General features: G+C 53.5%; 21 protein-coding genes and 1 pseudogene. All 22 read left to right on the top strand.

Features of this window, described 5'->3' with window-relative positions:
• Positions 1-14: 14 nt before the first annotated feature.
• Positions 15-560, top strand: a pseudogene (gene wcaF, locus KFZ77_RS12815) (colanic acid biosynthesis acetyltransferase WcaF); the annotation flags it as partial.
• Positions 561-702: 142 nt separating this feature from the next.
• A complete protein-coding gene (gene gmd, locus KFZ77_RS12810) occupies positions 703-1,824 on the top strand; it encodes a GDP-mannose 4,6-dehydratase (RefSeq protein ID WP_031520840.1) in 1,122 nt (373 codons plus the stop codon).
• A gap of 2 nt (positions 1,825-1,826) precedes the next feature.
• Positions 1,827-2,792: a GDP-L-fucose synthase gene (gene fcl / locus KFZ77_RS12805; RefSeq protein WP_031520842.1), complete on the top strand. Its 966-nt coding sequence runs from the start codon at positions 1,827-1,829 to the stop codon at positions 2,790-2,792.
• A 3-nt stretch (positions 2,793-2,795) separates the two neighbouring features.
• Positions 2,796-3,275 carry a GDP-mannose mannosyl hydrolase gene (locus tag KFZ77_RS12800; RefSeq protein WP_031520844.1) on the top strand — a complete coding sequence of 160 codons (480 nt, stop codon included), beginning with the start codon at positions 2,796-2,798 and terminating at the stop codon, positions 3,273-3,275.
• On the top strand, positions 3,272-4,561 hold the full coding sequence (wcaI, locus tag KFZ77_RS12795; protein ID WP_072001984.1) for a colanic acid biosynthesis fucosyltransferase WcaI: 1,290 nt from the start codon (positions 3,272-3,274) through the stop codon (positions 4,559-4,561). The genes KFZ77_RS12800 and wcaI overlap by 4 nt, the downstream gene beginning before the upstream one ends.
• On the top strand, positions 4,558-6,003 hold the full coding sequence (cpsB, locus tag KFZ77_RS12790; RefSeq protein WP_031520848.1) for a mannose-1-phosphate guanyltransferase: 1,446 nt from the start codon (positions 4,558-4,560) through the stop codon (positions 6,001-6,003). Before wcaI ends, cpsB begins: the two co-directional genes overlap by 4 nt.
• Positions 6,004-6,045: 42 nt before the next feature.
• Entirely contained in the window at positions 6,046-7,416 is a 1,371-nt protein-coding gene (gene cpsG, locus KFZ77_RS12785; protein WP_264384415.1) for a colanic acid biosynthesis phosphomannomutase CpsG, read from the top strand.
• A 139-nt stretch (positions 7,417-7,555) separates the two neighbouring features.
• Complete coding sequence (gene wcaJ / locus KFZ77_RS12780) at positions 7,556-8,950, top strand: undecaprenyl-phosphate glucose phosphotransferase (RefSeq protein WP_031520851.1); 1,395 nt, start codon at positions 7,556-7,558, stop codon at positions 8,948-8,950.
• Between the two features lie 11 nt (positions 8,951-8,961).
• Positions 8,962-10,440 (top strand): colanic acid undecaprenyl disphosphate flippase WzxC, encoded by a 1,479-nt coding sequence (gene wzxC / locus KFZ77_RS12775; RefSeq protein ID WP_264384414.1) that lies wholly within the window; start codon positions 8,962-8,964, stop codon positions 10,438-10,440.
• 39 nt (positions 10,441-10,479) lie between these two features.
• Positions 10,480-11,760: a colanic acid biosynthesis pyruvyl transferase WcaK gene (gene wcaK, locus KFZ77_RS12770; RefSeq protein ID WP_264384413.1), complete on the top strand. Its 1,281-nt coding sequence runs from the start codon at positions 10,480-10,482 to the stop codon at positions 11,758-11,760.
• Positions 11,757-12,977 (top strand): colanic acid biosynthesis glycosyltransferase WcaL, encoded by a 1,221-nt coding sequence (gene wcaL, locus KFZ77_RS12765; protein ID WP_264384412.1) that lies wholly within the window; start codon positions 11,757-11,759, stop codon positions 12,975-12,977. The genes wcaK and wcaL overlap by 4 nt, the downstream gene beginning before the upstream one ends.
• Before the next feature lie 15 nt (positions 12,978-12,992).
• Entirely contained in the window at positions 12,993-14,417 is a 1,425-nt protein-coding gene (gene wcaM / locus KFZ77_RS12760) for a colanic acid biosynthesis protein WcaM (RefSeq protein ID WP_264384411.1), read from the top strand.
• 229 nt (positions 14,418-14,646) lie between these two features.
• Positions 14,647-15,642, top strand: coding sequence for an NAD-dependent epimerase/dehydratase family protein (locus KFZ77_RS12755; RefSeq protein ID WP_031520860.1), 996 nt, complete (start codon positions 14,647-14,649; stop codon positions 15,640-15,642).
• 218 nt (positions 15,643-15,860) lie between these two features.
• The gene (gene galF / locus KFZ77_RS12750; RefSeq protein WP_264384410.1) at positions 15,861-16,754 is read left to right on the top strand and encodes a UTP--glucose-1-phosphate uridylyltransferase GalF; all 894 of its coding nucleotides are present in this window, start codon (positions 15,861-15,863) and stop codon (positions 16,752-16,754) included.
• Between the two features lie 453 nt (positions 16,755-17,207).
• The gene (locus KFZ77_RS12745; RefSeq protein ID WP_264384409.1) at positions 17,208-18,398 is read left to right on the top strand and encodes a UDP-N-acetylglucosamine 4,6-dehydratase; all 1,191 of its coding nucleotides are present in this window, start codon (positions 17,208-17,210) and stop codon (positions 18,396-18,398) included.
• 14 nt (positions 18,399-18,412) lie between these two features.
• Positions 18,413-19,555: a LegC family aminotransferase gene (locus KFZ77_RS12740; protein WP_264384408.1), complete on the top strand. Its 1,143-nt coding sequence runs from the start codon at positions 18,413-18,415 to the stop codon at positions 19,553-19,555.
• Positions 19,552-20,724, top strand: a complete 1,173-nt coding sequence (gene neuC, locus KFZ77_RS12735; protein WP_264384407.1) for a UDP-N-acetylglucosamine 2-epimerase — start codon at positions 19,552-19,554, stop codon at positions 20,722-20,724. Before KFZ77_RS12740 ends, neuC begins: the two co-directional genes overlap by 4 nt.
• A gap of 6 nt (positions 20,725-20,730) precedes the next feature.
• Positions 20,731-21,804 carry an N-acetylneuraminate synthase gene (gene neuB, locus KFZ77_RS12730; protein ID WP_264384406.1) on the top strand — a complete coding sequence of 358 codons (1,074 nt, stop codon included), beginning with the start codon at positions 20,731-20,733 and terminating at the stop codon, positions 21,802-21,804.
• On the top strand, positions 21,797-22,474 hold the full coding sequence (locus tag KFZ77_RS12725; protein WP_264384405.1) for an acetyltransferase: 678 nt from the start codon (positions 21,797-21,799) through the stop codon (positions 22,472-22,474). The genes neuB and KFZ77_RS12725 overlap by 8 nt, the downstream gene beginning before the upstream one ends.
• On the top strand, positions 22,467-23,525 hold the full coding sequence (locus tag KFZ77_RS12720; protein ID WP_264384404.1) for a nucleotidyltransferase family protein: 1,059 nt from the start codon (positions 22,467-22,469) through the stop codon (positions 23,523-23,525). The genes KFZ77_RS12725 and KFZ77_RS12720 overlap by 8 nt, the downstream gene beginning before the upstream one ends.
• 5 nt (positions 23,526-23,530) lie before the next feature.
• Entirely contained in the window at positions 23,531-24,241 is a 711-nt protein-coding gene (locus KFZ77_RS12715; protein WP_264384403.1) for an acylneuraminate cytidylyltransferase family protein, read from the top strand.
• On the top strand, positions 24,241-25,491 hold the full coding sequence (locus KFZ77_RS12710) for a lipopolysaccharide biosynthesis protein (protein ID WP_264384402.1): 1,251 nt from the start codon (positions 24,241-24,243) through the stop codon (positions 25,489-25,491). Before KFZ77_RS12715 ends, KFZ77_RS12710 begins: the two co-directional genes overlap by 1 nt.
• Positions 25,492-25,496 lie beyond the last annotated feature (5 nt).

Genomic DNA, 25,496 nt, shown 5'->3' with positions numbered 1-25,496 from the left:
TATAGGGAAATACTATGCAAAATTTAAGAGGATTCTCGGTGCCTGCGGGCTTCCGGGGTGGCAATGCTATTAAAGTTCAACTCTGGTGGGCGGTGCAGGCCACGTTATTTGCCTGGTCTCCGCAAATAGCCTACCGCTGGCGAGCCTTTTTATTACGTCTGTTTGGTGCCCGTATCGGTAAGAACGTGGTTATTCGTCCATCGGTAAAAATAACCTACCCGTGGAAATTAACCCTCGGCGATTACGCCTGGGTTGGCGACGACGCGGTGCTGTATACCCTGGGCGATATTACCATCGGTGCCAACGCGGTGGTTTCTCAGAAATGTTATCTGTGCACCGGCAGCCATGACTATTTAAGCGAGCACTTTGATATTACCGCCACGCCGATTGTGATTGGCGAGAAGTGCTGGCTGGCCACCGATGTGTTTGTGGCACCCGGCGTGACCATTGGCGATACCACCGTGGTCGGTGCCCGCAGCAGCGTCTTTAAATCTTTACCGCCGAACGTGGTGTGTCGGGGTAACCCGGCCGTCATCGTGCGGCAACGCGTTCCCGATGAAACGGGACATGATTTGACCCCTCAGGAAAGAGGGGACCGGGGTGAGAGTGGACTCTCACCGCAAGCGCCTGAACAGGGCAACACGAAATCCGCCTTTTTTGAAAACGTCTAAGGCATAGTCGAATAACAGAGGAAATGAAACCATGAGTAAAGTTGCTCTCATCACAGGTGTAACCGGTCAGGATGGCTCCTACCTTGCTGAACTTCTGCTGGAAAAAGGCTATGAAGTGCACGGTATTAAGCGTCGTGCATCGTCCTTTAATACCGAGCGCGTGGATCACATCTATCAGGATCCGCACAGCAACAACCCGAAATTCCACCTGCACTACGGCGATCTGACGGATACCTCCAACCTGACCCGTATCCTGCAGGAAGTGCAGCCGGACGAAGTGTACAACCTGGGCGCGATGAGCCACGTTGCGGTCTCCTTCGAATCCCCGGAATACACCGCGGATGTGGATGCGATGGGTACCCTGCGTCTGCTGGAAGCCATTCGTTTCCTCGGCCTTGAGAAGAAAACCCGTTTCTACCAGGCGTCTACCTCTGAGCTGTACGGTCTGGTGCAGGAAATCCCGCAGAAAGAGACCACTCCGTTCTACCCGCGCTCTCCGTATGCGGTAGCAAAACTCTACGCCTACTGGATCACCGTGAACTACCGTGAATCCTATGGCATGTATGCCTGCAACGGCATTCTGTTCAACCACGAATCCCCGCGTCGCGGCGAAACCTTCGTGACCCGCAAAATCACCCGTGCTATCGCCAACATCGCTCAGGGTCTGGAATCCTGCCTGCACCTCGGCAACATGGACTCCCTGCGTGACTGGGGCCATGCCAAAGACTACGTGAAAATGCAGTGGATGATGCTGCAGCAGGAGCAGCCGGAAGACTTCGTTATTGCGACAGGCGTGCAGTACTCCGTACGTCAGTTCGTTGAGATGGCTGCTGCACAGCTCGGCATCAAACTGCGCTTCGAAGGCACCGGCGTTGACGAGAAAGGCATCGTGGTTTCCGTTACCGGTCACGACGCACCGGGCGTGAAGCCGGGCGACGTTATCGTTCAGGTTGACCCGCGCTACTTCCGTCCTGCTGAAGTGGAAACCCTGCTCGGCGACCCGACCAAAGCACACGAAAAACTGGGCTGGAAACCGGAAATCACCCTGCAGGAAATGGTCTCCGAGATGGTTGCCAAAGATCTCGAAGCGGCGAAAAAACACTCGTTGCTTAAGTCTCATGGCTACGAGGTTGCCATCGCGCTGGAGTCCTGAGCATGAAAAAACAACGTGTCTTCGTTGCCGGCCACCGCGGAATGGTGGGGTCGGCCATCGTACGCCAGCTCGAACAGCGTGACGATGTAGAGCTGGTGCTGCGCAATCGTGATGAGCTCAACCTGCTGGACAGCGGGGCGGTGAACGCCTTCTTCGCTGAGCAGCAGATTGACCAGGTTTACCTGGCGGCGGCGAAAGTGGGCGGTATTGTGGCGAACAATACCTACCCGGCCGACTTCATCTACGAAAACATGATGATCGAGAGCAACATCATTCACGCGGCTCACCTGAACAACGTGAACAAGCTGCTGTTCCTCGGCTCATCCTGTATTTACCCGAAGCTGGCGAAACAGCCTATCGCCGAGAGCGAACTGCTGCAGGGGACGCTGGAGCCGACCAACGAGCCGTACGCGATTGCCAAAATCGCCGGGATCAAGCTGTGCGAGTCCTATAACCGCCAGCACGATCGCGATTACCGCTCGGTGATGCCGACCAACCTGTACGGGCCGAACGACAACTTCCACCCGAGCAACTCGCATGTCATTCCGGCGCTGCTGCGCCGCTTCCATGAAGCGACCGGGCAGAACGCGCCTGACGTGGTGGTGTGGGGGAGCGGTACGCCGATGCGCGAGTTCCTGCACGTGGATGACATGGCAGCGGCCAGCATTCACATCATGGAGCTGGACCGCGAGGTGTGGCAGGAGAACACCGAACCGATGCTGTCGCACATCAACGTCGGCACCGGGGTGGACTGCACCATTCGCGAACTGGCGCAGACCATCGCCCAGGTCACGGGTTACAAGGGCCGCGTGGTGTTTGATGCCACCAAGCCGGACGGCACACCGCGCAAACTGCTCGACGTCACCCGTCTGCACGCGCTGGGCTGGTATCACGAGATCTCGCTGGAAGCGGGTCTGGCCAGCACCTATCAGTGGTTCCTTGAAAACCAGAACCGGTTCCGGGGGTAAGGGATGTTTTTAAGCCAGCAAGACTTTGCCACCGTGGTGCGCTCCACGCCGCTTATCTCCATCGATCTGATCGTTGAGAACCAGCGGGGAGAGTTTCTGCTCGGCAAACGCAATAACCGTCCGGCACAGGGCTTCTGGTTCGTGCCGGGGGGACGCGTGCAGAAAGATGAGACCCTGGCCGCCGCGTTTGAACGTCTGACGCAGGCGGAACTGGGCAAAGGCTTCACGATGGGTGACGGCGAGTTTTACGGCGTATGGCAGCATTTTTACGACGATAACTTCTCCGGCAGCGATTTTTCGACCCACTACATCGTGCTGGGCTTCCGGCTGAAGGTGCAGGAGGCGGATCTCCGCCTCCCTACCGAGCAGCACAACGACTACCGCTGGCAGACCCCTGAAGCGCTGCTGGCGCGCGACGATGTGCATGACAACAGCCGCGCCTATTTTCTGGACGAACGTAAGGCGGAGGCGCCGGGGCTATGAAGATTCTGGTGTATGGCATCAACTATGCCCCTGAACTGACCGGCACCGGCAAATACACCGGCGAGATGGTGGAATGGATGGCCCGTCAGGGCCATGACGTTCACGTCATCACCGCGCCGCCGTACTACCCGCAGTGGGCGGTACAGAACGGCTACGCCAGCTGGCGCTACCGCAAAGAGCAGGGCGAAGCCACCGTCTGGCGCTGCCCGCTCTACGTGCCGAAACAGCCTTCTACCCTGAAGCGCCTGATCCACCTCGGGAGCTTTGCATTCAGCTCGCTGTTCCCGCTGCTGGGCCAGCGCCGCTGGAAACCCGATGTGATTATCGGCGTGGTGCCGACCCTGTTCTGCTCACCGGGCATGCGCCTGCTGGCGAAGCTCACCGGGGCGCACACCGTGCTGCACATTCAGGATTACGAAGTGGACGCGATGCTCGGTCTTGGTATGGCCGGCAAAGGGGAGGGCGGCACCGTTGCCCGTCTCGCCAGCCGCTTTGAACGCAGTGCGCTGCACAACGTTGATAACGTCTCTACCATTTCGCGCTCGATGATGAACAAAGCCATCGAGAAAGGCGTCGAGCCGTCGCGGGTGGTCTTCTTCCCGAACTGGTCAGAAGTGGCGCGTTTTCGCGACGTTGAGGCCGCACAGGTGGCGGCGCTGCGCAGCCAGCTTGGGCTGCCCGCTGACCATAAAGTCCTGCTCTACTCCGGTAACGTCGGTGAGAAGCAGGGGCTTGAGAACGTCATTGAAGTGGCGGACCGCTTCCGCAATCAGGCCTGGACCTTCGCCATTGTCGGCCAGGGCGGCGGTAAAGCGCGCCTTGAGAAGATGGTGGCCGAGCGCGGCCTGACCAACGTGAAATTCTTCCCGCTCCAGCCTTACGAGGCGCTGCCGGCCCTGCTGAAAATGGGCGACTGCCACCTGGTTATCCAGCGTCGCGGTGCAGCAGATGCGGTCCTGCCTTCCAAGCTCACCAACATTCTGGCGGTCGGCGGCAACGCGGTGATCACCGCCGAGGCGCAGACCGAGCTGGGGCAGCTTTGCACAAATTATCCGGGCATTGCCGTGTGCGTAGAGCCTGAATCCGTCGATGCGCTGGCGGCAGGTATCCTGCAGGCGCTGGCGATGCCCGAAGAGAACACGGTGGCACGTGAATATGCCGAACGCACGCTCGAAAAAGAGAACGTGTTAAGCCAGTTTATTGCTGATATCACCGCGCAACGCGAGGGCGTGCAGGCTGTGCCGCACGCGACCGTGAGCGACGGTGGATACGGGGATCAATCATGAGTCAGTCACAACTCTACCCGGTGATTATGGCAGGCGGCTCTGGCAGCCGTCTGTGGCCGCTCTCCCGCGTGCTTTATCCGAAACAGTTTCTCTGCCTGAAAGGGGAACTCACCATGCTGCAGGCCACCATCTGCCGCCTGAACGGCGTGCAGTGCGAAAGCCCGGTGGTGATCTGCAACGAGCAGCACCGCTTTATCGTCGCCGAGCAGCTGCGTCAGCTCAACAAGCTGACCGAAAACATCATTCTTGAACCGGCGGGCCGCAACACCGCGCCGGCTATCGCCCTGGCGGCGCTGGCGGCTAAACGCAACAGCCCGGACAGCGATCCGCTGATGCTGGTGCTGGCGGCAGACCACGTTATCCAGAACGAAGACGCGTTCCGCCAGGCGGTGCGTAATGCGATGCCGTTTGCCGAAAGCGGCAAGCTGGTGACCTTCGGCATCGTGCCGGATCTGCCAGAAACCGGCTACGGCTACATTCGCCGCGGCGAGGTCTCCAACCCGGGTACCGCAGAGGTGGACGCCGTGGCGTTCAGCGTGGCGCAGTTTGTGGAGAAACCGAATCTCGATACCGCCCAGGCCTATGTCGCCTCCGGCGAGTACTACTGGAACAGCGGGATGTTCCTGTTCCGCGCCGGTCGCTTCCTGGAAGAGCTGGGCAAATACCGTCCGGACATTCTGGAAGCCTGCGAGCGCGCCATGAGCACCGTCGACCCGGATCTCGATTTCGTGCGTGTGGATGAGGAAGCTTTCCTCGCCTGTCCGGAAGAGTCTATCGACTACGCGGTGATGGAAAAAACCGCCGATGCGGTGGTGGTGCCGATGGATGCAGGCTGGAGCGATGTCGGCTCCTGGTCATCGCTGTGGGAGATAAGCCCGCGGACCCCGGAGGGAAACGTCCATCATGGCGACGTCATCAGCCATAAGACCGAAAACAGCTACGTCTACGCCGAATCCGGCCTCGTGACGACGGTTGGCGTAAAGGATCTGGTGGTGGTGCAGACCAAAGATGCGGTGCTGATTGCCGACCGTAATCACGTCCAGGACGTGAAAAAGGTGGTGGAGCAGATCAAAGCCGACGGTCGCCATGAGCATCACATCCACCGCGAAGTATATCGCCCGTGGGGCAAGTATGACTCTATCGATTCCGGCGACCGCTATCAGGTGAAGCGTATCACCGTGAAGCCGGGTGAAGGGCTGTCGGTGCAGATGCATCATCACCGCGCCGAGCACTGGATTGTGGTGGCAGGCACCGCGAAGGTGACTATCGATGACGAGATCAAACTGCTGGGCGAGAACGAGTCGATCTACATCCCGCTCGGTGCCACCCACTGCCTGGAAAACCCCGGCAAGATCCCGCTCGACCTGATTGAAGTGCGTTCCGGCTCGTACCTCGAAGAGGACGACGTGGTGCGGTTTGCTGACCGCTACGGGCGCGTATAACTGACGTTTTTCCACTAAAAAAACGACGTAAGAGATAAAAAAATGGAAAAGTTAACCTGTTTCAAAGCCTACGACATTCGTGGCCGTCTGGGCGAAGAGCTGAATGAAGATATTGCGTGGCGGATTGGCCGCGCCTACGGCGAGTTTCTGAAACCAAAAACCATCGTGCTGGGCGGCGACGTGCGCCTGACCAGTGAAGCCCTGAAGCTGGCGCTGGCGCGCGGTCTGCAGGATGCGGGCGTGGACGTGCTGGATATCGGCCTGTCCGGTACCGAAGAAATCTACTTCGCCACCTTCCACCTCGGCGTGGACGGCGGCATTGAAGTCACCGCCAGCCACAACCCGATGGACTATAACGGCATGAAGCTGGTGCGCGAAGGCGCGCGCCCGATCAGCGGCGACACCGGGCTGCGCGACGTGCAGCGCCTGGCCGAAGCCAACGACTTCCCGCCGGTGAACGAGGCTGCGCGCGGCAGCTATAAGCAGATTAACCTGCGTGACGCCTATATCGACCACCTGCTGGGTTATATCGACGTCAACAACCTGACGCCGCTGAAGCTGGTGATCAACGCCGGGAACGGCGCGGCCGGCCCGGTGGTGGATGCCATCGAAGCGCGCTTCAAAACGCTGGGCGTGCCGGTGGAGTTCATCAAGGTGCACAACACCCCGGACGGTAACTTCCCGAACGGTATCCCTAACCCGCTGCTGCCGGAGTGCCGCGACGATACCCGCAACGCGGTGATCGAGCACGGGGCAGACATGGGCATCGCCTTTGACGGCGACTTCGACCGCTGCTTCCTGTTCGACGAAACCGGGCAGTTTATCGAGGGCTACTACATCGTTGGCCTGCTGGCCGAAGCGTTCCTCGAAAAACACCCTGGCGCGAAGATCATTCACGACCCGCGTCTCTCCTGGAATACCGTGGACGTGGTAAACGCCGCGGGCGGCACCCCGGTGATGTCGAAAACCGGCCACGCCTTCATTAAGGAGCGCATGCGCCAGGAAGACGCCATCTACGGCGGCGAAATGAGCGCCCACCACTACTTCCGTGATTTCGCCTACTGCGACAGCGGCATGATCCCGTGGCTGCTGGTGGCCGAGCTGCTGAGCCTGAAAGGCCAGTCGCTGGGCGAGCTGGTGCGCGACCGCATGGCGGCGTTCCCGGCCAGCGGCGAAATCAACAACAAGATTGCCGCGCCGGCAGAGGCAATTGCCCGCGTCGAGCAGCACTTTGCCTCCCAGGCGCTGTCGGTAGACCGCACCGATGGCATCAGCATGGCGTTCGTGGACTGGCGCTTTAACCTGCGCAGCTCGAATACCGAGCCGGTGGTGCGTCTCAACGTTGAGTCGCGCGGTAACACCGAACTGATGCAGGCGCGCACCAAAGAGATTCTGGCACTGCTGACGCAGTAATTACCTCGGGCCGGCGCTCCCGGCCCGTCGTAACACACGAATGGAAGGTGAGGCGAGACGCGTATGGCGTCCCTTACTGTGAAAAGGACCAGACGACGCCGACCGTCTACACTGCGCTTTGGCGCTTACAGGTACAACGATGACAAATCTAAAAAAACGCGAACGGGCGAAAACGAATGCATCGTTAATTTCAATGGTGCAACGATTCTCTGATATCACCATCATGTTCTTCGGACTGTGGCTGGTATGTAAGTTTTACGCGCTGCCGTTTTTCTACATCCATTTGCTGATGGCCCTGATGACGCTGGTGGTGTTCCAGATGATCGGGGGGATCACCGACTTCTACCGCTCCTGGCGCGGGGTGAAAATCTCCACCGAACTGCTGCTGCTGCTGCAGAACTGGACGCTGAGCATCATCTTCAGCGCCGGGTTAATGGCCTTTAACAGCGATTTTGATGCCTCGTTTGGCCTGATTTTCGCCTGGTACTTCCTCAGCAGCGTCGGGCTGGTGGTGTGCCGTTCCTTTATCCGCTTCGGGGCGGGCTGCCTGCGTAATCTCGGGTATAACACGCGCCGCGTGGCCATCGCCGGTGCGCTGCCGGTGGGTAGCGAGCTGGCAGAAAGCTTCCGCAACCAGCCGTGGCTTGGTTTCGAGGTGGTCGGGGTGTATCAGGATCCCACCGAAGAGGGCGTGTCGGCTCAGTGGGCCGGTACCCTGGAGCAGCTGGTGGAAGATGCCCGCGCCGGGAAGATCCACAATATTTATATCGCCATGCCGATGTGTGACGAGCCGAAGATCAAGAAGCTGGTGCGTGCGCTTGCCGATACCACCTGCTCAGTGATCCTCATCCCGGATGTGTTTACCTTCAACATCCTGCACTCGCGCATCGAAGAGGTGAACGGCGTACCGGTGGTGCCGCTGTTCGATACTCCGCTGAGCGGTATTAACCGCATCCTGAAACGCGTTGAGGACATTATTCTCTCCTCGCTGATCCTGCTGCTGATCTCCCCGGTGCTTTGCTGCATCGCGGTGGCGGTGAAGATGAGCTCCCCTGGTCCGATTATTTTCCGTCAGACGCGATACGGCATGGACGGTAAGCCGATCAAGGTGTGGAAGTTCCGCTCGATGCGCGTGATGGAGAACGATGCGGTGGTGACCCAGGCGACCCAGAACGACCCGCGGGTGACCCGGGTGGGCAACTTCCTGCGCCGCACCTCCCTCGACGAACTGCCGCAGTTTATCAACGTACTGACCGGTGGCATGTCTATCGTCGGTCCGCGCCCGCACGCTGTGGCGCACAACGAGCAGTACCGCACCCTGATTCAGGGCTACATGCTGCGTCATAAGGTGAAACCGGGTATTACCGGCTGGGCGCAGATTAACGGCTGGCGCGGCGAGACCGACACGCTGGAAAAAATGGAAAAACGCATCGAGTTCGATCTGGAATACATCCGCGAGTGGAGCGTCTGGTTCGATATCAAAATCGTCTTTCTGACCATCTTCAAAGGCTTTGTTAACAAAGCGGCCTATTAAGTGAGTACGCGATGAGCCTGAGAAATAAAACCATCAGCGGGGCGAAGTGGTCAGCCATGGCCACCGTCATCATCATTAGCCTCGGGCTGATCCAGATGACGGTGCTGGCGCGCATCATCGACAGTCACCAGTTCGGCCTGCTGACGGTGGCGCTGGTGATTATCGCCCTCGCCGATACCCTGTCTGACTTCGGCATCGCCAACTCGATTATCCAGCGCAAGGAGATCTCGAATCTCGAACTGACTACCCTCTACTGGCTCAACGTCGGGCTGGGGCTGGTGGTGTGCGTGGCGATGTTCCTGCTGGGCGACGTGATTGCCGATGCGCTGAATAACCCGGACCTGGCACCGCTGATCAAGACCCTGGCGTTTGCCTTCGTGGTGATCCCGCACGGGCAGCAGTTCCGCGCCCTGATGCAAAAAGAGCTGGAGTTCAGCAAGATCGGTTCGATTGAGACCTTTTCGGTGCTGGCGGGCTTTACCTTCACGGTAGTGACCGCCCAGTACTGGCCGGTAGCGATGACCGCTATCTGGGGCTATCTGGTTAACAGCCTGGTGCGCACGGCGCTGTTCGGCTTCTTCGGGCGGAAAATTTACCGTCCGGGGCTGCACTTCTCGCTGGCGTCGGTGGCATCAAACCTGCGTTTCGGGGCGTGGCTGACCGCCGACAGCCTGATCAACTACGTCAACACGAACCTTTCGACGCTGGTGCTGGCGCGTATTCTCGGGGCCAGCGTCGCCGGGGGTTATAACCTGGCTTACAACGTGGCGGTGGTACCGCCGATGAAGCTCAACCCGATTATTACCCGCGTGCTGTTCCCGGCGTTCGCCAAGATCCAGGACGACATCGATAAGCTGCGCGTTAACTTCTACAAGCTGCTGTCAGTGGTGGGGATCATCAACTTCCCTGCGCTGCTCGGCCTGATGGTGGTCGCCAATAACTTCGTGCCACTGGTGTTTGGTGAGAAGTGGGTGAGCATTATCCCGATCCTGCAGCTGCTGTGCATCGTCGGCCTGCTGCGCTCCATCGGCAACCCCATCGGTTCGCTGCTGATGGCGAAAGCGCGCGTCGATATCAGCTTCAAGTTCAACGTGTTCAAAACCTTCCTGTTTATTCCGGCAATTATCGTCGGCGGACACATGGCGGGTGCGCTGGGCGTCACGCTGGGCTTCCTGCTGGTGCAGATTATCAACACCGTGCTGAGCTACTTCGTGATGATTAAACCGGTGCTGGGCTCCAGCTACCGTCAGTATATCCAGAGCATCTGGCTGCCGTTTTACCTGTCGCTGCCCACCCTGGTGGTGAGCTGGGCGCTGGGCGTGGCGCTGAAAGGTCATCTGCCGCTGGCGTCACTGTTAGCCGTGCAGATCGCAGCCGGCGTGCTGGCCTTCGGCGTAATGATTGTGCTGTCGCGCAATGCGCTGGTGGTGGAGCTGAAGCGTCAGTTCTGCCGCAATGAAAAAATGAAAATGCTGCTTCGCGCTGGTTAAGCCGGACATCCATTATTAGAACCCCGTTTTGAGGTCAACATGAAGTTACTAATTTTAGGCAACCACACCTGTGGTAACCGCGGTGACAGCGCCATTTTGCGCGGATTGATTGATTCCATCTCCCTGCAGGACCCCACCGCCGAGGTGGACGTCATGAGCCGCTATCCGGTGAGCTCCGCCTGGCTGCTGGATCGCGAGGTGATGCCGGACCCGCTCTACAAGCAGATGAAGCAGTTTAACAACGCCGCGGGCGTAATGGGCCGGGTGAAGAAAGTGCTGCGCCGTCGCTACCAGCACCAGGTGCTGCTGTCGAAAGTGACCGGCAACGGCAAGCTGCGCAATATCTCCCTGCCGCAGGGCTTTACCGACTTCGTCAGCCTGCTGAGCGGCTACGATGCGATTATCCAGGTCGGCGGCTCGTTCTTTGTCGATCTCTACGGCACGCCGCAGTTCGAGCACGCCCTGTGTGCCTTTATGGCGAAAAAGCCGCTGTATATGATTGGTCACAGCGTCGGCCCGTTCCAGGAGCCGCAGTTTAACCAGCTGGCGAACTACGTGTTTGGCCACTGCGATGCGCTGATCCTGCGTGAAACCGTCAGCCTCGATCTGATGAAAAAAGGCCAGATCGACACCTCGAAAGTGGAGCTGGGGGTGGATACCGCCTGGCTGGTGGAGCATCACAACGATGACTTCGTTGCCAGCTACGCGGTGCAGCACTGGCTGGACGTGGCGGCGCGCGAAAAAACCGTGGCCATCACCCTGCGTGAGCTGGCCCCATTCGATAAGCGCCTCGGCACCACCCAGCAGGCCTACGAGCAGGCATTTGCCGATGTGGTAAACCGCATTATCGACGAAGGCTATCAGGTGCTGGCGCTCTCGACCTGTACCGGCATCGACAGCTACAACAAAGATGACCGTATGGTGGCGCTCAACCTCAGCAAGTTGATTAAAGATCCGTCCCGCTTCTATGTGGTAATGGACGAGCTTAACGATCTGGAGATGGGCAAGATCCTCGGTGCCTGTGCGCTGACCGTGGGTACGCGCCTGCACTCGGCGATCATCTCTATGAACTTTGCCACCCCGGCAATTGCTATCAACTATGAGCACAAGTCGGCGGGCATCATGCAGCAGCTCGGCATGCCGGAAATGGCAATTGAGATCCGTCATCTGCTGGACGGTTCGCTGCAGGCGATGGTGAGCGATACCCTCGGCCAGCTGCCGGAAATCAACCAGCGTCTGGCCGTAGCCGTGGCTGCCGAACGCGAGAAGGGCCAGCAGATGGTGAAATCCGTGCTGGCGCGCGCGGGAGGCCGCGCATGAAAGTCAGCTTCTTTCTGCTGAAATTCCCGGTCGCCTCTGAGACTTTCGTGCTCAATCAGATCGTGGCCTTCATTAACATGGGCTACGAGGTGGAGATTGTTTCCATCCACAAGGGCGACCTGCAGAACACCCACGCGGCGTGGCAGCAGTATAACCTGGCGCAGAAAACCACCTGGCTGCTCGACGAGCCGGAGGGCAAGGTCGATAAGCTGAAGTTCCGTGCCGGCAGCACCCTGAAGGGCATCACCAAAGGCCGCACCTGGCGGGCGCTGAACATGGCGCGCTACGGGGATGAAGCCCGCAACCTGATCCTCTCGGCCATCTGTGGCCGGGTGCAGGGGACGATCAGGGCCGACGTCTTCATCGCCCACTTCGGCCCGGCGGGTGTTACCGCCGCCAAACTGCGCGAGCTCGGGGTGCTGCGCGGGAAAATCGCTACCGTGTTCCACGGCATTGACGTGTCGCACCGCGAAGTGCTGGAGCACTACATCCCGGAGTACAAAAAGCTGTTCGATCGCGGCGACCTGATGCTGCCAATCAGCGACCTCTGGGCCGGACGTCTGAAAGAGATGGGCTGTCCACCGCAGAAAATTGCCGTGTCGCGCATGGGCGTGGACATGGAAAAATTCTCCCGTCGCCCGACCAAAGCCCCCGGCTCGCCGCTGGAAATTATCTCCGTGGCGCGTCTCACCGAGAAAAAGGGGCTGCACGTTGCCATCGAAGCCTGCCGCCTGCTGAAAGGGCGCGGCGTCGATTTTCGTTACAACATACTGGGCATCGGTCCCTGGGAGCGGCGTCTGCGCACTCTGATTGAACAGTATCAGCTGGACGACGTCATTTTCATGCCGGGCTTTAAACCGAGCCACGAGGTGAAAGCGATGCTGGATCAGGCGGACCTGTTCCTGCTGCCCTCCGTGACCGGTATTGATGGTGACATGGAAGGGATTCCCGTGGCGCTGATGGAAGCGATGGCGGTCGGTATTCCGGTGGTGTCTACGGTCCATAGCGGTATTCCCGAGCTGATTGAAGCCGGGGAGTCCGGCTGGCTGGTGCCTGAAAACGACCCGCAGGCGCTGGCCCAGAGTCTGGAAGACTTTATCGCGCTGGATCGCGACGCGCTGGAACCGGTACTCGCCCGCGCCCGCCAGAAGGTGGAAACCGACTTCAATCAGCAGGTGATTTACCAGAAACTCTCCGGACTGCTGAGCACACTCTGACTACGTTGAGGATTTATGCGCAACGACAGCCAAAAGACTGCGTTCTCCACACTCTCACGCCGTACTCTGCTTCAGGCCAGCTCACTGCTGGCCGTCTCACCGCTGCTTCACTCCCCGCTGGCGCGCGCGGCCACCGGCGGCGATGCCGTCAACGTGCAGAACTATTTCCGTTCCGACTGGCCGGATGCCTTTAAGCGCGCCTTTCAGAGCGGGAAAACCGTGCATGTCCCGGCGGATCTGGTCTGCGACAACATTAACAGCGCGGTATGGATGCCGCCTGGTGCCACGCTGCGTATCGCCGGCGGCATGAAGGGCAACGGCAAAGGCCGTTTTATCCTGCAGGACGGCTGCAGCGTGCGCGGGGAGGGGAAAGGGCGCATCAATAACCTCGTACTGGACGTGCGCGGCTCCGACTGTACCATCCGCGATCTGGAGATGACCGGCCTCGCGCCGGTAGCGTTGATCTACATCGGCGGCAAAAAGAAGCGGGTGATGAACAACTTCCTGGTGGAAAACCTCAATGTGCACGACGCTAACTACGCCATTTTGCGTCAGGGCTTCCATAACCAGATGACCAACGTGCGCATCGTCCACTGTCAGTTCCGCCGTCTGCAGGGGGATGCTATCGAGTGGAACGTCGCCATCAATGACCGCGACCTGCTGATCTCCGATCATCTGCTGGAGGATATCAACTGCACCAACGGCAAAACCAACTGGGGTATCGGCATCGGGCTGGCGGGCAGTACCTATGATAACGACTACCCGGAAGACCAGGCGGTGAAGCATTTTGTGGTGGCCAACATCACCGGCCGCAACTGCCGCCAGCTGGTGCACGTGGAAAACGGTAAGCACTTTATCATTCGTAATATTCAGGCCGAGAATATTACCCCGGACTTCAGCAAAAAGGCGGGTATCGATAACGCCACGGTGGCGATCTACGGCTGCGATAACTTCATCATCGACCACGTGAAGATGAAAAACAGCGCCGGGATGCTGATTGGCTACGGCGTGGTAAGGGGCAAATATCTCTCTATCCCGCAGAACTTCAAGCTTAACGACGTCACGCTGGAGAACGGCGAGCTGCCGTGGAAGCTGCGCGGGATTCAGATCTCCTCCGGGAACGCAACCTCGTTTGTGGCGATCACCAACCTGAAGATGAAGCGCGCCTCCCTTGAGCTGCACAACAAACCGCAGCACCTGTTTTTGCGCAATATCGACATCATGCAGGAAGCATCGCGCGGCCCGGCAATGCGTCTCCACTTCGACCTGCGCAAAGACGTGCGCGGCAAGTTCGCGGCGAAGCACGACACCCTGCTGTCGATGGCGAACATTAACGCGGTGAATGAAAAAGGAGAGAGTTCGGTGGATATCGACCGGCTGGATCATCAGCATCTGAATGCATCGACCATCAACTTCGCACTGCCGGCAAGGAAGGGGTGATGGGAAAAAATCTCAAATCGCGACCACAGTCCGCCGTACATCACTCATTTGTATCGTGAACTTTGACAGGGTTTGGGATTTTTTCTACTGGCGGTCCTGGGCGAAAGGGTTATACTTTTCGGTCTGACTTTAAGGGACGCAATTCAATTACTGAAAGTGGCTTCCTGATTGTGAAAGCGGGAGAACGCTTTCAGTTTTTTTTTCGCATAAATAACGCATCGGACAGGACATGAAAGAGAAGGTCATTTTTATCGGCGCGTCCGGTTTTGTTGGCACCCGACTCATTGAAACCGCTATCTCTGATTTTGATATCAAAAACGTAGACAAGCAATCGAGTCACTTTTATCCAGACCTCACCGTCATCGGTGACGTGCGCGATCAGGCCTCTCTTGATAGTCAGCTCGCCTCCTGCTCAACCGTCGTACTGCTCGCAGCTGAACACCGTGATGACGTCAGCCCGACGTCGCTTTACTACGATGTAAACGTGCAGGGCACCCGTAACGTGCTGGCGGCGATGGATAAGCACAATATCAAAAACATCATCTTTACCAGCTCGGTGGCCGTTTACGGGCTGAACAAAACCAATCCCGATGAAAATCATCCTGTCGACCCGTTCAACCACTACGGTAAAAGCAAATGGCAGGCTGAAGAAGTGCTGCGTGAGTGGTTTGAGCGTGCTCCGGAATCACGTTCGCTGACCATCGTGCGCCCAACGGTGATTTTCGGCGAGCGTAACCGCGGTAACGTCTACAACTTGCTTAAACAGATTGCCAGCGGTCGTTTTGCGATGGTGGGAGCGGGTAACAACTACAAGTCGATGGCCTACGTCGGCAACATCGTTGAGTTTATAAAGTACAAACTGCACCACGCTGAGCCGGGCTATCAGGTCTATAACTATGTTGATAAGCCAGATCTGAATATGAACCAGCTGGTGGCGGAAGTTGAGCAGAGCCTGAACAAAAAGATCCCCTCCGTACATCTCCCCTATCCGGTGGGTATGATTGGTGGCCTCTGTTTCGATCTCCTGAGTAAGGTGACCGGTAAAAAATACGCGGTGAGTTCGGTACGGGTAAAAAAATTCTGCGCGACTACGCAGTTTGATGCCACTAAAGTGCATCAGTCAGGTTTCGTAGCGCCCTATACTCTTTCTGAAGGGCTCGATCGCACGCTACAATATGAGTTTGTTGCGGTTAAAAAAGACGATATCACTTTCGTATCTGAATGATGGTAACAGGGCAGCCCATAATGGGCTGCGGTTGTTCCTGGAAACAGCATGGATGTTGGCTTTTCCGAATTCTCTGAGCCACATTGAACAGTAAGTCAGTTCTTATGTAGCAAGTTGCTTTGATATAAGAACCGCGGTTTCTCGCTGAAATTAAACGATCTTTCAGCGACCGCGCTTACGGCATTCTGGAATATCAACTATTTAGAGGTGGACGAGAAATGAGTAATTTGAAAGCGGTGATTCCGGTAGCGGGCCTGGGTATGCATATGCTGCCGGCAACCAAGGCGATCCCTAAAGAGATGCTGCCTATCGTTGATAAGCCGATGATTCAGTACATCGTCGATGAAATCGTCGCGGCGGGCATCAAAGAGATCGTTCTCGTAACCCACTCTTCCAAAAACGCCGTTGAAAACCACTTTGACACCTCTTACGAACTCGAAGCCCTGCTGGAGCAACGCGTTAAGCGTCAGCTGCTGGCAGAAGTGCAGTCCATCTGCCCGCCGGGCGTAACTATCATGAACGTGCGTCAGGGCCAGCCGCTGGGCCTGGGTCACTCCATCCTGTGTGCGCAGCACATCATCGGCAACAACCCGTTTGTGGTTGTACTCCCGGACATTATTCTCGACGACGCAACCGCCGATCCGCTGCGCTATAACCTTGCGGCGATGGTGGCTCGTTTTAACGAGACCGGCCGCAGCCAGGTGCTGGCAAAACGTATGGCGGGCGATCTCTCTGAGTACTCAGTGATTACCACGCAGGATCCGCTGGAGAACCCGGGCAAGATTGGCCGCATTGTCGACTTCATCGAGAAGCCGGATCAGCCGCAGACGCTGAACTCAGACCTGATGGCGGTAGGGCGCTATGTGCTTTCAGCCGATGTATGGAGTGAACTGGAGCATACCGAACCAGGTGCCTGGGGCCGTATCCAGCTGACTGACGCCATCGCTGAACTGGCGAAGAAACAGCCGGTTGAAGCGACGCTGATGACAGGCGAAAGCTACGACTGCGGTAAGAAAATGGGTTACATGCAGGCGTTCGTAAACTATGGTCTGCGCAATATGAAAGAAGGGCAGAAGTTCCGCGAGAGCATTAAGAAGGTGCTGGCGCAGTAAGAAGATTAGTTGCTGATTTTTCAGCATAATTGGGCGGCAGTTGGGCATTCAGGTTGATTTGGTTCTACACTCACTGGATACTCGCTGCCGTTTTGCTTTTTGAATGCGTATAATAATGACTATATAAAACAAGAGATTACATTAGCTTGAGATTGACCATATGGCTGACCCCTCGCTTATGTCCCTTGCTTTGAGAAAGAACACGTATGATACAGTTTGCAGGATCTCTGATTCTGCAAGCTAATGGAATGCGACGGTTCTGACCTTGTCCTGCCGTTATTAGTGCACTGGTAGCTATTGAGCCAGGGGCGGTAGCGTTCCAGAATACCCTAACTTGAGAACACTCCAGAGACGTTGCGAACCTGAAAGGTGGCAGGCATTGAGTGAAAATGCCTATTTTCGCAGCGTTCGTTATCATGCCTCCTAAGGCATACCACAGTCAGGTTGTTACCCATGGATAATATTTTAGAATTAATTGGTCGGGATAAAGTCCTTTTCGATACAGATATTGCAAATAACAATAATGAATTGAAGCGTATTGTTTCAGCATCTCGCTTCCTGGTTCTGGGCGGCGCTGGTTCTATTGGTAAAGCAGTAACAAAAGAGATATTTAAACGCAATCCGCTTAAACTTCATGTGGTTGATATCAGCGAAAATAATATGGTTGAGCTGGTGCGGGATATTCGCAGCTCATATGGCTATATTTCAGGTGATTTTCAAACCTTCGCGTTAGATATTGGTTCGCTGGAATATGATGCGTTCATCAAAGCTGATGGGAAATATGACTACGTTCTAAATCTTTCTGCTTTAAAACATGTGCGTAGTGAAAAAGATCCATTCACACTAATGCGTATGATTGAAGTCAATATTCTGAATACTAACAAAACTATTGAGCAATCACTGGCGGCAGGCGTTAAGAAATTTTTCTGTGTATCGACAGATAAAGCCGCTAACCCGGTTAATATGATGGGGGCCTCCAAACGCATTATGGAAATGTTTCTGATGCGTAAGAGTGAGAGTATTGCAATTTCCACCGCACGCTTTGCCAATGTGGCTTTTTCGGATGGATCGTTACTGCACGGATTTAATCAGCGTCTTGAAAAGAAGCAGCCAATTGTCGCGCCAAATGATATCAAACGCTATTTTGTAACCCCGCAAGAATCTGGCGAGCTATGCCTGATGTCATGCATTTTTGGGGAAAATCGCGACATCTTCTTCCCTAAGTTGAGCGAAGCGCTGCATCTGATTACTTTTGCGGATATCGCGGTACACTATCTTAAACAGCGTGGTTATGAGCCGCATTTGTGTAACTCTGAAGATGAGGCCCGCGAGCTTGCCAAAACACTTCCTGCTCAGGGGAAATGGCCTTGCCTGTTTACGTCCAGCGACACGACCGGTGAGAAAGATTTTGAAGAGTTCTTCACTGAGAACGAAACGCTCGATATGGCGCGTTATGAAAATCTCGGGATTATCAAAAACGAACCGCTTTACGATCAGGCAATGCTGGAGCACTTTGAGCATCGTATTCTTGCAATGCGCGAAACGTTATCGTGGACCAAAGACGATATCGTGAAACTCTTCTTTGAAATGATTCCAGACTTTGGTCATAAAGAGACTGGAAAATATCTCGACGCAAAAATGTAAGAATGGGAATCCGGATGAATACTAATTCAATTATTTCATTTATACGCGACGTATATAAAACTGATGAATTTATCCCTCTACATGCGCCGACATTTCAGGGTAATGAGAAGAAATATGTCCTTGATACGCTTGAAAGCACCTTTGTCTCAAGCGTGGGTAAGTATGTTGATGACTTCGAAAGGAAGATGGAAGTTTATACCGGTACCGCTCGTGCGGTAGCAACGGTAAACGGTACCGCCGCGCTTAGCGCCGCGCTTTATCTGGCGGGAGTGAAACGCGGCGATTTAGTGGTGACCCAGGCGCTGACGTTTGTTGCCACTTGTAATGCGCTTTTTCACCTTGGCGCTGAGCCGGTCTTTATCGACGTGTCCCGGGTTAGTCTCGGATTATGCCCGGTCGCCCTGGATAACTGGCTTGAAGAGAATGCGCAGTTAACTGAGCAGGAGTGCGTACATAAAAAAACGCGTCAGGTCATACGCGCGGCAGTGCCAATGCATACGTTTGGGCATCCTGTCGAGCTCGATGAACTTATCGCGGTATGTAACAAATGGCATATCGCACTGGTCGAAGATGCCGCAGAGAGTCTGGGCTCGTTTTATAAAGGGAAGCACACCGGAACGCTGGGCGATTACGGCGCATTAAGCTTCAATGGCAATAAAATTATCACCACCGGCGGCGGCGGAATGGTCTTATGCAAGACAACGAAGTCTGGCGCGCGCGCTAAGCATGTCACCACCACCGCCAAAGTGCCGCACCCCTACGAATTTTATCATGATGAGCCCGGGTTCAATTATCGCATGCCTAATCTGAATGCGGCCCTGGGCTGTGGTCAGGTAGAACGCCTGGAATCCTTCCTTGAGCAGAAACGTAAAATCGCGCAAGGGTACGAAACATTCTTCGCAGGCTCAGAGTATAGCTTTGTTAGGGAGCCTGATTACGCCCAGTCAAATTACTGGCTGAATGCGGTGATTTGCGACGGTGATGAAGTGAGAAACGATCTGCTGACGCACTTGAATGAAGCAAAGGTGATGGCACGCCCCATCTGGAAGCTTATGCATCGGCTGCCGATGTTCGCTGATGCCATGCGCGATGATCTGGCCGTATCCGAGTTTATTGAAGCGCGTCTGGTCAACCTTCCGAGCTCACCAACGATATGAACTCATCAACGCTGACGCCGCGAAAAGTGGCGGTGTTCACCGGAACGCGGGCCGAATATGGCTTGCTATTCTGGTTAATGAAAGACATCCAAAACGATCCTGAACTCGATCTTCAGCTTATTGTGAGCGGCATGCATTTATCGCCCGACTTTGGACTAACATGGCAACAGATTGAGCAAGATGGATTTCGTATCGACGAAAAAATTGAAATTCTGCTCTCATCGGATTCCCCGGTAGGTACGGCAAAAAGTATTGGACTGGGCGTGCTGGGGTTTGCCGATGCGTTTTCCCGGTTAGCGCCTGAGGTGGTAATTATTCTTGGCGACAGATTCGAAGCGTTGGCCGCTGCGCAAACGGCCATGATCCTGAGGATACCAGTCCTGCATCTGCATGGCGGAGAAATCACTGAAGGGGCCTACGATGACGCTATCCGTCACGCGATCACCAAACTGAGCTATCTACACGCCACATCAACGGAAGAGCACCGCGCCCGTGTTATTCAACTGGGCGAGGCACCTGAGCGTGTTGAAAATGTGGGTGCCATTGGGTTAGATCATCTCAAACGCGGTTCATTTATGTCGCGTGCGGAGCTGGGGGAATCCCTAAATATAGATTTGAATCAGCCTTATTTCTTAGTTACTTATCATCCAGTTACGTTAGGTGATGAACCACCAACTGCAAGTTTTCAGGCGCTTCTGGATGCGATAGATTGTTTCCCTGAACATAAAATCATATTGACCTACCCCAATGCTGATGACGGTGGCCGGCAAATCATTCCGTTGTTACAAAAATACGCGCACGACAATCCTGAGAGAGTGGTAGCCATACCGTCTCTGGGGCAGGTACGTTACCTTAGCGCGGTTAAATACGCAGATGCCGTTATCGGTAATTCATCCAGCGGAATTATTGAAGTACCGTCATTTTATGTTCCTGCCGTCAATATTGGCAGCCGACAAAAGGGGCGCATAGCGGCGAAAAGCGTCATTCATTGTGACGCGAATAAAGCCGATATCGTGCAGGCAATTCAATGTGCGGTTGATCGTAGTTATAAGGCAGAAGGGGAGGCTATCCCGAATCCTTATGGCAATGGAAACACCAGCGAAAAAATCATCGCGATGATCAAATCGTTGCAGTTTATTCCCAGTAAAACTTTTTACGATCTTAAGTGATATCCCATGACACTCATTATTGCAGAAGCCGGTGTAAACCATAATGGCGATGAAAAACTCGCATTCGAACTCGTGAATGCGGCACATAAAGCCGGCGCGGACATCGTAAAATTTCAGACGTTCAAAGCCAAAAATCTGGTAACAAACCAGGCGGCGCAGGCTGATTATCAGGTTGCCAATACCGGTAAACAGGAGTCGCAACTGGCGATGCTAAGCCGCCTGGAGCTCTCCTGGGCTGCGCATCATGCACTGATCAAGCACTGCAATAGCCTCGGCATTGAGTTTTTGTCCACCGCGTTTGACTCTGAAAGTCTGGCGTTCCTGGTTAATGATCTTGGGCTGAAGCGACTGAAACTTCCTTCGGGGGAGCTGACAAATGCGCCCCTTGTGCTCCAACATGCTCGTACCGGGTGTGACATTATCGTCTCAACCGGCATGGCAACGCTTTCCGAGATTGAGGCGGCACTAGGGGTAATTGCCTTTGGTTACACTGCTGACAAAGATGAAACACCCTCACTGGAAGCCTTTGAACGAGCGTATGCGTCACCTGAAGGACAGCGTGCTCTGAAAGATAAGGTTGTGATTCTGCATTGCACCACGGAGTACCCGGCGCCAGTCAATGAGATTAATTTGCGCGTTATGGATACGTTACGCCAGGCATTCGATCTTCCGGCAGGGTATTCGGATCATAGTCAGGGGATCACAATACCAGTCGCCGCAGTAGCACGAGGCGCTGTCGTCATCGAAAAACACTTCACTCTCGATAATACTATGGATGGGCCCGACCACAAGGCATCTTTAGAGCCTGATGAGTTAGAGGCTATGGTAAAGGCTATTCGCGACGTTGAACTGGCATTGGGTGGCTGTGTCAAATCGCCGACGGTTTCTGAGTTGAAAAACAAATCGGTAGCAAGGAAAAGTCTGGTCGCCAATAGTGATATTCAGCGCGGTGAAACCTTTGATGAAAGCAATTTGATCATAAAGCGCCCCGGAAATGGGATGTCCCCCTATCTCTACTGGTCACTGTTAGGTAAAAAAGCGGAACGAAGCTACCAGAACGGGGATTTGATCGGTGAGTAAGGTAAATGATAAGCCGATCGCTATTATTGGCGGGGGCGGACATGCCTCAGTACTGGCGGATATTTTAATTAATCAAAAAAGAAAGATAGTTGCCCTAATATTGCCAAGTGGCCAACCAGAGCGTCAGGTTTTTAATAATATCCCTGTTTACAACGATGATCAATTTGCTGAGATTTTTTCCCCAGAAGAGATCTCAATAGTTAATGGTATAGGATTTATTCCACATTCTCAGTTACGTGAAACTATCTATCATAAATATAAAGCCGCAGGGTTTATTTTTGAGACGATTATTTCCACTGATGCTATTATTTCCCCCTACGCGAAAGTGCAAGAGGGTGTGCAGATACTGCATGGAGCAGTAGTTCAGTCTGGCGCATTGATAAAAAGAAATTCTATCGTTAATACCCGTGCAGTGGTAGAGCACGATAGTATCATTGGGTGTCACAACCACGTAGCTCCGGGCAGTCTGGTGTGCGGTGGGGCCGTGACAGATGATGCAGTCTTTTTGGGCGCCGGGTCAGTTGTTATCCAAGGCATTAATATTAGTAAAAGATGTATAGTGGGGGCCGGGTGCATTATTAAGCATGACCTTAGTGAAAATTCACTATGCTTTTCACCCTCTCCGCGAATAGAAAGCATCCGCAACACTGGAGTTTCCGACCATGAGTAAAAATTGGGAAAAGATACTGCTTTTGCCAGGCGACACAGTTCGCAAAGCTCTTCAGGTTATGAATGATGAAGCTTTAAGAATTGCAGTAATTACAAATCATAACAGGGAGTTACTGGGCGTCGTAACTGATGGTGATATTCGCCGCGGTATTCTTAACAATGTTAGCTTGGATGTGCCTATCACTGAGTTGATGAATCCCAACCCGATCATCGCATATGAAGAAACTACACGAAATCAAATCGTAAGAATGATGCGGGAGAAAGGTATCCTAGCGCTACCTGTCATTGATAAAAAAACATCCCAAATCATTGGCCTGAAAACGCTGGAAAATTCCTTATCAAGAACAAAATATCAAAATCCAGTGTTCATCATGGCTGGGGGATTTGGTACCAGGCTGCGTCCACTAACCGACGATTGCCCGAAGCCAATGCTCAAAGTTGGAAACCGACCGATACTCGAAACCTTGTTGATACAATTCAGCGAAGCAGGGTTTGAGAATTTTTATATTTCCACACACTACATGCCAGATCAGATTACGAATTACTTTGGTGATGGTAGTAGGTTTGGTGTGAAAATTGAGTACGTTCACGAAGAACATCCGTTGGGGACGGGAGGTGCTCTTGGGCTTTTACCCCTTGCAGTTCCAGATCTGCCACTTATCATGATTAACGGTGATGTGTTAACCACACTTAATATCGAGTCGTTGCTTCGCGCTCATAATGATTTTGAGGGCGTTGCTACCATGTGCGTCAGAGAGTACCAGTATCAGGTGCCTTACGGTGTTATTAAGGGCGAGGGGAATGTGATTACACATATGGAAGAAAAACCCGTACAAAAGTTTTTTGTCAATGCGGGTATTTATGTTATAGAACCCTCTGTTTATAAGTCTGTACCACGCCATACAAAAATTGATATGCCTACATTGCTGGAAAAGCAGATGGAGCAGGGATTGCAGGTAATGATGTTTCCTGTACATGAATATTGGCTGGATATAGGCAGGATGGATGACTTTGAACGTGCGCAAAAAGATATTTCTTACCTCGGACTATAACTAAAATGATCAATGGTAAAAAGATTATCGCTATTATACCCGCTCGGGGTGGCAGCAAGCGTTTACCAGGTAAAAATATCAAGACACTTGCTGGTAAGCCACTTATTGCCTGGACTATTGAAGCCGCGACTGGCAGCACTTATATTGATAAAGTTGTAGTTAGTACGGATTCTAAAGAGATCGCTGATGTCGCAAAAGATTGGGGCTGTCCCGTTGAAAAACTCCGTCCGGAAGCTATTTCAGGCGATAACGCTTCTTCCGAAAGCGTATTATTGTATGAATTAAAATCGCAGAAAGAAAGCTATGAAATCGTTGTGTTATTACAGCCGACTTCGCCTTTAAAAACATCAGTTCATATTGATGAGGCGATTGAGAAATTTAAAGACGCAGTGGCGCAGGTGGTTGTATCTGTAACGCCGTGTGAGCACCACCCTGCATTGGCAAATGTGCTGGGTGAAAATGAATCAATGGCAGCATTTGAGCAGGGTATTTCATCCGGAAAATTACGCATCATCCATCATCGCCTTAATGGTGCAATTTATGTAATGGATACTGAAATGCTCGCAGCGAGTGGAAAAATTAGCTATAACGATTCGACATTTGCTTATGTTATGGATAACCAGTCATCAGTGGATATTGATACAGCTACAGACTTTGATTATGCGGAATATTTAATGAATAAAAGAACATTAGAAGTTAATAAACGGAAGTTATAATGCTTAAAAATGGAAGTATTTACTTATTGGCAAATATCTTATACGCGGCCGTACCTTTTTTGATGATACCAGTGCTAACAAGGGCATTGACCCCGGCTGAGTATGGACAGATAGCGATATTCCAGATGTTAACTGCGGGCCTTGCGGGTATTATTGGCTTTAATGGGACCGGAGCCTCTGCCAGGCATCACTTTGAAGATGTCTCCGAAGATGAAAAAGCAAGATATAACGCCAATTGCATCTACATTTTATTTTTTTCAGTGTTAGTAGTATTGGCTATTTTTTCACTTTTCTCTACCTTTCTCACGCAAAAACTAAGCTTATCTTTTGAAATGATCGTGCTGGCAGTAGGGGTTTCAGCGTTTAGCTTTATCATTCAGTTGCGTCTTGTGCAGTGGCAGGTACAAAAACAAGCGGTAAATTATGGTTTGTTTCAGGTGTCAAATGGTTTGGCGCTATTGGTATTCGTTTTTATATTTTTATTTACTATTGAGAAGACGGGCGCGCAATACATACTTGCTAATTTTGTTAGCACATTAATTTTATCAGTTATGGCGTTGTTCAGCTTGTGTAAATCAAATTCAATAAGCTGGAGTTTGCCCCGTCGAAATGTCATGACGGATATTATGATTTTCGGTGCACCGTTAGTTCCACATGTCTTCGGTGGATTCCTATTGACATCTTTCGACAGAGTAATCATTAACGATCACTTTGGGTTGGCGCTGACAGGTATTTATACACTTGCTTTCCAGTTGAGTATGGCCCTCAAAATTGTATTTGATGCAATCAATAAATCATTTGTTCCTTATCTTTATGAAATTCTAAAGCGTGACGATGCCGAAGAAAAACTTCTCTTGGTGAAGAGAACCTATCTTTGGTATGGGGTTTTGTTTGCTGCGGGCTTACTTGGCTTTATTATCGGACCTGAGTTACTTGTGCTTGTGGCTGGATCAGCCTACAAGCAAGCGGCAGAAATAATTAGTTACCTTATTGTCGGCCAGATCTTTTACGGCATGTATTTCATGGTGACAAATTATATCTTTTATGCCAAAAAGACAGCGCTGCTTTCGTTGATTACTATATTTTCTGGCAGTGTCAATATTGGGCTGATTCTGGTCATGATTCCAGTATACGGTTTAAAAGGTGCTGCATGGTCTTTCTGTTTGTCCATGGCGCTACGTTTTTTACTTACCTGGGCATTAGCTTCTCGTGTTATCCACATGCCTTGGCGACTACAAACTAAAAAATGAGAACA

It is taken from the genome of Siccibacter colletis, from assembly GCF_025914095.1.
In the GTDB taxonomy this organism is placed as follows: Bacteria; Pseudomonadota; Gammaproteobacteria; order Enterobacterales; family Enterobacteriaceae; genus Siccibacter; species Siccibacter colletis.
This window is presented reverse-complemented; position numbering and strand designations above follow the sequence as displayed.

What these genes read in the sequence shown, in the direction of transcription:
- wcaK (WP_264384413.1), top strand. Translation starts at nt 10,480, where the DNA reads ATGAAGTTACTAATTTTAGGCAACCACACCTGTGGTAACCGCGGTGAC.
- KFZ77_RS12715 (WP_264384403.1), top strand. Translation starts at nt 23,531, where the DNA reads ATGATCAATGGTAAAAAGATTATCGCTATTATACCCGCTCGGGGTGGC.
- KFZ77_RS12745 (WP_264384409.1), top strand. Translation starts at nt 17,208, where the DNA reads ATGGATAATATTTTAGAATTAATTGGTCGGGATAAAGTCCTTTTCGAT.
- cpsG (WP_264384415.1), top strand. Translation starts at nt 6,046, where the DNA reads ATGGAAAAGTTAACCTGTTTCAAAGCCTACGACATTCGTGGCCGTCTG.
- wcaM (WP_264384411.1), top strand. Translation starts at nt 12,993, where the DNA reads ATGCGCAACGACAGCCAAAAGACTGCGTTCTCCACACTCTCACGCCGT.
- wcaL (WP_264384412.1), top strand. Translation starts at nt 11,757, where the DNA reads ATGAAAGTCAGCTTCTTTCTGCTGAAATTCCCGGTCGCCTCTGAGACT.
- KFZ77_RS12755 (WP_031520860.1), top strand. Translation starts at nt 14,647, where the DNA reads ATGAAAGAGAAGGTCATTTTTATCGGCGCGTCCGGTTTTGTTGGCACC.
- KFZ77_RS12720 (WP_264384404.1), top strand. Translation starts at nt 22,467, where the DNA reads ATGAGTAAAAATTGGGAAAAGATACTGCTTTTGCCAGGCGACACAGTT.
- wcaI (WP_072001984.1), top strand. Translation starts at nt 3,272, where the DNA reads ATGAAGATTCTGGTGTATGGCATCAACTATGCCCCTGAACTGACCGGC.
- KFZ77_RS12740 (WP_264384408.1), top strand. Translation starts at nt 18,413, where the DNA reads ATGAATACTAATTCAATTATTTCATTTATACGCGACGTATATAAAACT.
- cpsB (WP_031520848.1), top strand. Translation starts at nt 4,558, where the DNA reads ATGAGTCAGTCACAACTCTACCCGGTGATTATGGCAGGCGGCTCTGGC.
- fcl (WP_031520842.1), top strand. Translation starts at nt 1,827, where the DNA reads ATGAAAAAACAACGTGTCTTCGTTGCCGGCCACCGCGGAATGGTGGGG.
- neuB (WP_264384406.1), top strand. Translation starts at nt 20,731, where the DNA reads ATGACACTCATTATTGCAGAAGCCGGTGTAAACCATAATGGCGATGAA.
- gmd (WP_031520840.1), top strand. Translation starts at nt 703, where the DNA reads ATGAGTAAAGTTGCTCTCATCACAGGTGTAACCGGTCAGGATGGCTCC.
- KFZ77_RS12800 (WP_031520844.1), top strand. Translation starts at nt 2,796, where the DNA reads ATGTTTTTAAGCCAGCAAGACTTTGCCACCGTGGTGCGCTCCACGCCG.
- wcaJ (WP_031520851.1), top strand. Translation starts at nt 7,556, where the DNA reads ATGACAAATCTAAAAAAACGCGAACGGGCGAAAACGAATGCATCGTTA.
- neuC (WP_264384407.1), top strand. Translation starts at nt 19,552, where the DNA reads ATGAACTCATCAACGCTGACGCCGCGAAAAGTGGCGGTGTTCACCGGA.
- galF (WP_264384410.1), top strand. Translation starts at nt 15,861, where the DNA reads ATGAGTAATTTGAAAGCGGTGATTCCGGTAGCGGGCCTGGGTATGCAT.
- wzxC (WP_264384414.1), top strand. Translation starts at nt 8,962, where the DNA reads ATGAGCCTGAGAAATAAAACCATCAGCGGGGCGAAGTGGTCAGCCATG.
- KFZ77_RS12710 (WP_264384402.1), top strand. Translation starts at nt 24,241, where the DNA reads ATGCTTAAAAATGGAAGTATTTACTTATTGGCAAATATCTTATACGCG.